10 protein-coding genes and 1 riboswitch are annotated in these 8,233 nt (G+C 72.3%); of the genes, 5 read left to right on the plus strand and 5 right to left on the minus strand.

The genetic code is table 11. The features are described from left to right. Positions 1-221 precede the first annotated feature (221 nt). From AC2CJA_RS20670 to AC2CJA_RS20685, 4 genes are all read right to left on the minus strand, one after another. A complete protein-coding gene (locus AC2CJA_RS20670) occupies positions 222-614 on the minus strand; it encodes a hypothetical protein (RefSeq protein ID WP_484604174.1) in 393 nt (130 codons plus the stop codon). 31 nt (positions 615-645) lie between these two features. After that, positions 646-858, minus strand: a complete 213-nt coding sequence (locus tag AC2CJA_RS20675; protein ID WP_484604175.1) for a hypothetical protein — start codon at positions 856-858, stop codon at positions 646-648. 74 nt (positions 859-932) lie between these two features. After that, on the minus strand, positions 933-1,406 hold the full coding sequence (locus AC2CJA_RS20680) for a C40 family peptidase (RefSeq protein WP_484604176.1): 474 nt from the start codon (positions 1,404-1,406) through the stop codon (positions 933-935). Between the two features lie 3 nt (positions 1,407-1,409). Further along, a riboswitch (cyclic di-AMP (ydaO/yuaA leader) is annotated at positions 1,410-1,566 on the minus strand. Positions 1,567-2,003: 437 nt separating this feature from the next. Continuing rightward, entirely contained in the window at positions 2,004-3,248 is a 1,245-nt protein-coding gene (locus AC2CJA_RS20685) for an acyl-CoA dehydrogenase family protein (RefSeq protein ID WP_484604177.1), read from the minus strand. Between the two features lie 161 nt (positions 3,249-3,409). Here AC2CJA_RS20685 and AC2CJA_RS20690 point away from each other — a divergent pair, with 161 nt between their 5' ends. Next, positions 3,410-4,051, plus strand: coding sequence for a TetR/AcrR family transcriptional regulator (locus tag AC2CJA_RS20690; RefSeq protein ID WP_484604178.1), 642 nt, complete (start codon positions 3,410-3,412; stop codon positions 4,049-4,051). Between the two features lie 62 nt (positions 4,052-4,113). Here the strand turns inward: AC2CJA_RS20690 and def are convergent, their stop codons facing one another. Further along, the gene (def, locus tag AC2CJA_RS20695; protein ID WP_484604179.1) at positions 4,114-4,662 is read right to left on the minus strand and encodes a peptide deformylase; all 549 of its coding nucleotides are present in this window, start codon (positions 4,660-4,662) and stop codon (positions 4,114-4,116) included. 109 nt (positions 4,663-4,771) lie between these two features. On the opposite strand from def, the gene AC2CJA_RS20700 reads away from it, so the two are divergent. The 4 genes from AC2CJA_RS20700 (at position 4,772) to AC2CJA_RS20715 (ending at position 8,177) form a co-directional block, all read left to right on the plus strand. Then, the gene (locus AC2CJA_RS20700) at positions 4,772-6,010 is read left to right on the plus strand and encodes a MurT ligase domain-containing protein (protein WP_484604180.1); all 1,239 of its coding nucleotides are present in this window, start codon (positions 4,772-4,774) and stop codon (positions 6,008-6,010) included. A 102-nt stretch (positions 6,011-6,112) separates the two neighbouring features. Then, positions 6,113-6,841, plus strand: coding sequence for a type 1 glutamine amidotransferase (locus AC2CJA_RS20705; RefSeq protein ID WP_484604181.1), 729 nt, complete (start codon positions 6,113-6,115; stop codon positions 6,839-6,841). A 123-nt stretch (positions 6,842-6,964) separates the two neighbouring features. After that, on the plus strand, positions 6,965-7,915 hold the full coding sequence (locus AC2CJA_RS20710) for a cytochrome c oxidase assembly protein (RefSeq protein WP_484604182.1): 951 nt from the start codon (positions 6,965-6,967) through the stop codon (positions 7,913-7,915). 103 nt (positions 7,916-8,018) lie between these two features. After that, on the plus strand, positions 8,019-8,177 hold the full coding sequence (locus tag AC2CJA_RS20715) for a hypothetical protein (RefSeq protein WP_484604183.1): 159 nt from the start codon (positions 8,019-8,021) through the stop codon (positions 8,175-8,177). The last annotated feature ends 56 nt before the right edge of the window (positions 8,178-8,233 follow it).

Here is an 8,233-nt window from a genome sequence, read left to right on the forward strand (position 1 = left end):
GAGCATCGACTGAGGAGCGGGCGCGGCTCCCGGAGGAACACGCGGAGAACGTGCCGGGGAACGCGTCCGGGGGCCCCCCCCGCGGGGGGGGGGGGCCGCCCCCCGCTCCCGCTCGTCCTGGCTCGCTTCCGTTCGCGGGGCGCGTACCCGCCCGCGGCGGTCTCACTCGGCGGGCGGGTACGTCCCGGACGCGGGCCGGTGGACAGCGACCCGCGGGTCGTTCAGCGCTGGGCGAGACTCAGCCGTACCTCCACCTCCTGGTCGCCCGAGATCCGGGGCTCGGCCGTCACGTCGTAGAAATCCGCGAGAGCGTCCTGGACCTGTCGCACCGCGTCGGGGCCGCCGCTGAGACCCGCCTCCACCGGCTCCCCGAGCTCCAGGGTGCACTCCACCTCACCGTGTGTGCGGACATCGACCGTGCCCACCCAGAACTTCCGCCGCTCGCCGTCCGCCCCGGGCCCGTGCCCGCCGCCGTCACCCAGTTCGGGCGACTTGGGGAACGCCGACCTCAGGACGGCGAAGACGGCCGCCGCGTTCGAAGCGGTGCAGTGGGGCAGCTCGATCTCGACGAGGCACGCCCCTTCCTTGGTCTGTCCGGTCTGTTCAGTGCTCATAGCCCCACCTGTACCCCGGCGCGGGCGATGGTCACCGGTGGGACCCGGTGTCGCGGAGGTGGTCGCCGTAGGGCAGCGGCTCGGTTCCCCCCACGGGATCGTCCCCCGGAGTGGTCTCGTACCAGCCGTACCGCCCAGGGGCGCCGTCCGTGCTGTCGTCCAGCACCAGCGTGGCCCCGGCGCCCGCCACCGCGAGCGCCGCCCACCCGCAGACCAGTACCTGCTTCGCCCTGCGTGATGCCACGGCGGCCCCCCTCACGGAAACGACGGTGATCACCACCGTAGGGGTCCGTGCGGGGGCCGGCCGGCGCCGCGGTGTCACCTCACACGCCCGTAGCGCACGCTCTTGGTCCAGATCCTCTCCTCGCGGACGGTCTTGCCCGGCTTCGGTGAGTGCCAGACCCGCCCCTCGCCCGCGTAGATACCGACGTGGTAGACACTGCCGCCCGAATGGAAGAAGACCAGGTCGCCCTTCTTGCGCGACTTGGCGGAGATCTTCTTCGAGCGGTTGTACTGGGCTGCCGCGGTGCGCGGCAACTTCTTGCCGGCCTTCTTGTACGAGTACTGGGTGAGTCCCGAGCAGTCGAACCGGCCGGGGCCGGCGGCTCCGTACCTGTAGGGCGCGCCCTTCTTGGAGGCCGCGACCTTGAGCGCCTTGCTCGCGGGGGTGGCCGCCTCGGCCTCGGGTGCGGCGGACGGGATGAGCATCGTCCCCGCCAGGGTGACGGCGGTGACGGCGGTGGTGATGCCCGCCCGGGACACCGGACCCGCGATGCGTGCGTGCGCGGACATGAGTGAACCCTTCGTCGTACGCCTGCGAAAGATGACCTGTCGGGTTCGGGCCGGCGAAGTTGCCCGGCCACGCGTTGCGTGGCTTCACCCCGAGGACCGCGTCGCACGCGGCCCGCCTTGCTCGGGTCTCCCGCTCCTGCCGTCTCGTCATGGTCCGTTTCTCACCCGGGCGACGGCAGGATTGGGCGTCCGGCCGGGTGGCCCCGCCCTGCGGCGGGGACTTGCGGTCTTCTACGGATAGTGCGTCAGAAAAGCTCCCGATCGGTCGATCGGAGATGTTCTGTGAACATGCTCACTACCGGCCGCCGGGATCCGGACCCTGGCCTCGGTGGATCGGAACGGGGGTCAACATCCCTGTTCAGAAGGGTTACCGACTTCGTGTCAGGAACGTGCGGCGGTCTGGGGCCGGTCTGCGGGCCGGTTCGGCATACCGCCCGGATCAGCCCGAATGGCTGCGGTCGTGTCGGGTGAACGCGGCGGGTCGCGGGGCTGCCGGAGACCTCCCGGGGGGGGGCGCGGGGGGGGGGCGGGCGGGGGCCGGGGGGGGGGCGGCGGGCGCCCACCCGCGGGGGCGGGGGGGCGGCACACGGCGGGAGGTCAGCGTACGTGCACGCCCGAGACGGCGCGGGCGATGACCAGGCGCTGGATCTCGCTGGTGCCCTCGAAGATCGAGTAGATCGCCGCGTCCCGGTGCATACGCTCCACCGGGTACTCCCGGGTGTAACCGTTGCCGCCGAGGATCTGCATCGCCTGGGCCGTGACGCTCTTGGCTGTCTCCCCTGCGAACAGCTTGGACATCGACCCCTCGGCGCCCTCGAAGGGCCTGCCCGCCGCCGCCATCCACGAGGCGCGCCACACCAGCAGCCGGGCGGCGTCGATGCGGGTGCGCATGTCGGCGAGCTGGAAGGCGATGCCCTGGTTGTCGATGATCGGGCGGCCGAACTGGACACGGGTCCCGGCGTAGTCCAGGGCGACCTCGTAGGCGGCGCGGGCGATGCCGACGGCCTGCGCGCCCACGGCGGGCCGGGACGCCTCGAAGGTGGCCATCGCCGCGTTCCTCACGCTCCCCCGGCCTCCGGCCGGGGAGACCCCCGTCCCGCTTCGCCCGCGGGCGCGGGCGAGGCGCTCGTCGAGCTTGTCCTTGCCGCCCAGCAGGCAGCGACCGGGGACGCGGACGTCCTCGAGGACCACCTCGGCGGTGTGGGAGGCGCGGATGCCGTGCTTCTTGAACTTCTGCCCCTGGGACAGACCGGGGGTGTCCGGCGGGATCACGAAGGAGGCGTGCCCCTTGGAGCCGAGTTCGGGGTCGACGACGGCGACGACGACGTGGACGTTCGCGATGCCGCCGTTGGTCGCCCAGGTCTTGGTGCCGTTGAGCACCCACTCGTCCCTGGCCTCGTCGTGGACCGCGCGGGTGCGCATGGCCGAGACATCCGATCCGGCGTCCGGTTCGGAGGAGCAGAAGGCGGCGACCTTCACGTCGTCCGCGTCGCCGTACATCTGGGGGATCCAGGTGCCGATCTGCTCCTCGGTCCCGTTGGCGAGCACGCCGACGGCCGCCAGCGCGGTGCCGACGATCGACAGGCCGATGCCCGCGTCGCCCCAGAACAGCTCCTCCATGACCATGGGGATGCTCAGACCGGTGGGGTCGAAGTACTGCTGGGCGTAGAAGTCGAGCGAGTGCAGGCCGATCCTGGCCGCCTCCCGGATGACGGGCCAGGGCGTCTCCTCGCGCTCGTCCCACTCCGCGGCGGCGGGGCGCATGACGTCGGCCGCGAAGCCGTGGATCCATTCCCGCACGGCCTTCTGGTCCTCGTTGAGGTCGAGTGCGAACTCCGCCATGGAAGCCCCTCCATCCATTGTTACTAGCGGTAACCTGAATATGTTACCGGTCAGTGCGGTGTCAACCTCCACCGTCGGCGCACTCCCGCGCGCCCCGAGGGTGTTACGTTGCGCTCATGCGGCACCGAGGTGTCACAGCAGGGTCGGGGAGGCCGAGGAGCATGGAGACCACACAGCGGGAGGACCAGCGCAGCGCCACCGAGCGCCGCCGCCGGGAGCTCCTGGAGGCCGCCGAACGCGTGGTGCTGCGCGACGGCCCGGGCGCCTCGATGAACGCCATCGCCGCCGAGGCCGGCATCACCAAGCCCATCCTCTACCGGCACTTCGGCGACAAGGGCGGGCTCTACCGCGCCCTGGCGGTGCGGCACACCGACGCCCTGGTGGACGCGCTGCGGGCCGCCCTGGACGCGCCCACCGACCGGCGCGAGCGTGTGGAGGCCGCGCTCGACACGTACCTGGCCGCCATCGAGGCCAGGCCCCAGGTCTACCGCTTCCTGATGCACCCGGCCGAGGAGCCCGGGGGCGAGCGCGGCTTCGACGTCGGCCAGTACTCGGCCCCGCTGCTGCGCAGGCTCGGCGAGGAACTGGCCACGGTGATCGCCGAACGTGTCGAACTCGGCGCCGACCGCGAGGAGCGGGCCCGGGTGTGGGGACACGGGATCGTCGGCATGATGCACGCGGCGGGCGACTGGTGGCTGGGGGAGCGGCCCTGCCCCCGGGAGCGGCTGGTGCGGCACCTGGCCGATCTGCTGTGGGGAGGCCTGGCCACGGCACAGGACCTGGCCGGCGGCCCGGGCCTGTGAGCGCCGCCGGGCGCGGCGTGCCGGGCACGTCCGTCGCGGTGCCCGCGGAGAGCCCCTGGGTCTCACCCCCCGCGAGCCTGTGCCCCGGACCGCGGGGCCCGGCGCAGCGCCCGGCGGCGGCGCAGCCCCGTGAGACGGTCGGTGTACACGCCGCCGTCGAGGTGATCGCACTCGTGCTGCAGACAGCGGGCGAAGAAACCGGTCCCCTCGATCCGCACCGGCGCACCCGTCCTGTCCCGCCCCACCACCACGGCGCGGTCGTGGCGCTCCACGGCGGCCTCCGCGCCGGGCAGGGACAGACAGCTCTCCGGACCGCGTACGATGACGCCGCCGGTTTCCACCAGGCGCGGGTTGACCACATGCCCCAGGTGGCGGCGGTCCTCGTCGTCGGGGCAGTCGTAGACGAACACCCGAAGGGGGAGGCCGATCTGGTTGGCCGCCAGCCCCACTCCGTGCGCGGCGTACATCGAGGCGAACAGGTCCTCCACCAGGCGGGCCAGCTCCGCGTCGAAGGAAGCCACCTCGGCGCACCGCGTACGCAGGGCCGGATCGGCCGCCGGCCGCAGGGGATGGACAGAACCGGAACTTCCGGGGATGGTGCCGCGGTGCATGGGCGTCACCCTACGCCGTGCTGATCATCTGTGGGGTGGCGCGGTTCGGGGACGGGAGCGGATCTCGGTAGGGTGATCCCCGACCCAGGGGCAAGGAGGGACAAGGACGATGGCAGGCAACACGGAGCCGCTGCCGCCACGGGCCAAACTGGCCGTGACGGCGGGCAAGGCAGCCGCGGCGGTGTCACGGGCCGCGGGCCGTGGCAGCGGGTCGGTGATCGGCGGAAAGGTGGCCCTCAGGCTCGACCCCGACCTGCTGGCCAAACTCGCCCAGAACCTGGACGTCGTCCTGGTGTCGGCGACCAACGGCAAGACCACGACGACCCGGCTGATCGCCGAGGCCCTGCGTGCCGCCGGGCCGGTCGTCTCCAACGCGCTGGGCGCCAACATGCCCGCGGGCATCACCGCGGCGCTCGCCGGGAGCGGCGAAGCGCGCTACGGCGTCATCGAGGTGGACGAGAAGTACCTCGCCGCGGTCGCCCGGGACGTGACGCCCAAGGCGATCGCCCTGCTGAACCTCTCCCGCGACCAGCTCGACCGCGCCGCCGAGACCCGGATGCTCGCCGAGCGCTGGCGCGAGGGCCTGTCCGGCTCCAAGGCCGTGATCGTGGCGAACGCCGACGATCCGCTGGTGGTGTGGGCCGCCTCCTCCTCCCCCAACGTGGTGTGGGTGGCCGCGGGCCAGGAGTGGAAGGACGACGCCTGGTCCTGCCCGGCCTGCGGCGGCGTGATGCAGCGCCCCGGGGACGACTGGTTCTGCGGCGAGTGCGGCTTCCGCCGCCCCACCCCGAGCTGGGCCCTGTCGGGCGACCACGTGCTGGACCCGCACGGGTCGGCCTGGCCGATCCACCTCCAGCTCCCCGGCCGCGCCAACAAGGCCAACGCCACCACCTCCGCGGCCGTCGCCGCCGCCTTCGGGGTGCCGCCCCAGACGGCGCTGGAGCGGATGTACTCGGTGACCGCGGTGGCCGGCCGCTACGACGTGGTGTCCTTCCAGGGCCGCGAGATCCGGCTGCTGCTCGCGAAGAACCCGGCCGGCTGGCTGGAGACCTTCTCCCTGATCGACGGCCCGCCGGCGCCCGTGATCCTGTCGGTCAACGCGCGCGGCGCGGACGGCACCGACACCTCCTGGCTGTGGGACGTGGACTACTCCCGGCTGGCCGGTCACCCCATCTGCGTCATCGGCGACCGCAAGCTGGACCTGGCGGTCCGGCTGGAGGTCGCAGGGGTCGACTTCCAGGTCTGCGAGAACGCCGTCGAGGCGATCCGGCAGTGCCCGCCCGGCCGGATCGAGGCGATCGCCAACTACACCGCCTTCCAGGATCTGCGCCGCATCGTCGGCAACTGATCCCGGGCCCTTCGGGCCACCGGCCGGAGCGAGACGGCCGGGGAGCGCCGAAGACGCAAAGACGCCAAAGACGCCGGGAACACGGCGAGGATGCGAGCGAGCATGAGTGAGAGCGGCCTGCGCGTGGTGTGGGTCTACCCGGACCTGCTGAGCACCTACGGCGACCAGGGCAACGTACTGGTGGTGGAGAGGCGTGCGCGCCAGCGCAGGCTGGGTGTGCAGCGGGTCGACGTCCGCTCCGACCAGCCGATCCCCACATCCGGGGACATCTACCTGGTCGGCGGCGGCGAGGACCGGCCGCAGCGGCTGGCGGCCGAGCGGCTGCGCCGCGACGGCGGGCTGAGCCGGGCCGTGGACAACGGCGCCATCGTCTTCTCGGTGTGCGCCGGCTACCAGATCCTGGGGCAGGAGTTCATCAACGACCTCGGGCAGCGCGAGCCGGGCCTGGGGCTGCTGGACGTCACCAGCACCCGCGGCGAGGGCGAACGGTGCGTGGGCGACGTGCTGGCCGACATGGACGAGCGGCTCGGCCTGCCCCAGCTGACCGGGTTCGAGAACCACCAGGGCGTCACGCATCTGGGGCCGACCGCACGCCCGCTGGCCCGGGTGCGGCTGGGCAGGGGCAACGGAACGGGCGACGGCACCGAGGGCGCCTGGAACGACACCGTCTTCGGCACCTACATGCACGGTCCGGTGCTGGCCAGGAATCCGCAGATCGCGGATCTGCTGCTCAAGCTGGCCCTGGACGTGAACGCGCTGCCGCCGGTGGACGACCGGTGGTACGAGGCGCTGCGCGCCGAGCGGATCGCGGCGGCCACCCAGCCCGCCTGACGTCCCCGTCCGGGCGTCCGCCGATCCGCTCGGACCAGACTAGGACCGCCCCCGGCCGGAGCTTCGGCCGGGGGCGGTCCTAGTCTGGTCCGAGCGGATCGGCACGAATCGGGAGAGCTGCGGATGGACCACGACGGACACGGCACGATGGCGGATCTGCCGCCGTTCACCCTCGGACGCGGCCTGGAACTCTCCCCCGAGCCGTTCTTCCTGGTGAGCTGCCTGCTGGCGCTGGCACTCTACGGCTGGGGCGTTCTGCGGCTGCGGCAGCGCGGCGACACCTGGCAGACCGGCCGCACGGTCTCCTTCGCGCTGGGCGTGCTGACGGTCGCGCTGGTGATGTGCACCAAGCTCAACGACTACGGCATGGTGCTGTTCAGCGTGCACATGGTGCAGCACATGGTGATCAGCATGCTGTCGCCGATCCTGGTGCTGCTGGGTGCCCCCGTGACGCTGGCGCTGCGCGCGCTCCCGGCCGCCGGACGCGGCCGCAGGGGACCGCGCGAGATCCTGGTGACGGTGCTGCACAGCCGGTACATGCGGGTGGTCACGCATCCGGGCTTCACCATCCCGATGTTCATCGCGAGCCTGTACGCGCTGTACTTCACGCCGGCCTTCGACTTCCTGATGGAGTCGAAGACCGGGCACATCGGGATGATGGTGCACTTCCTGGCGGTCGGGCTGGTCTTCTTCTGGCCGATCATGGGCGTGGACCCGGGGCCGCACCGTCCCGGCTACGTGATGCGGATGCTGGAACTGTTCGCGGGCATGCCCTTCCACGCCTTCTTCGGCATCGCGCTGATGATGGCTGGCGAGCCGATGGTCGAAACGTACGCGGACCCGCCCGCCTCGCTCGGGGTCACCGCGCTGTCCGACCAGAACGCCGCGGGCGGCATCGCCTGGGCGTTCAGCGAGATTCCCACGGTCATCGTGCTGATTGCGCTCGTCTTCCAGTGGTACTTCTCCGAACAACGGCAGGCTCGGCGCAGCGACCGGGCCGCTGACCGCAACGGCGACCAGGAGCTGACCGCGTACAACGCCTACCTGGCGTCGTTGCAGGCCCGCGGCCAGTAGCGCGCCGGCCGAGGCCGGACAGGACGGGGCCCGGGCGCGGCGGCGCGACGGCCGCGGCGACCGGCGGACCCGCCCCGACCGACTCGGGAGGAAGGTGTGAGCGATGCCGGAGACGGCGAAGGCCATGGCCATCACCACGGTGGCGGCCCTGATACTGGTGACCGCCTACTCGGTGGCGCTGGGCGGCAGCGGCTGGCTGTGGTTCGCGTGGGTGGTCCTGGGGCTGGTCACCCTGGGTGTGGTGACGTCGCGGGAGCGGTGATCCGCTCTGCGGCGCGGACGCCCCGACTGCCCGCCGTGAACGTGTGTGTCCCGGCC

Source organism: Streptomyces sp. ATLC9, assembly GCF_057196705.1.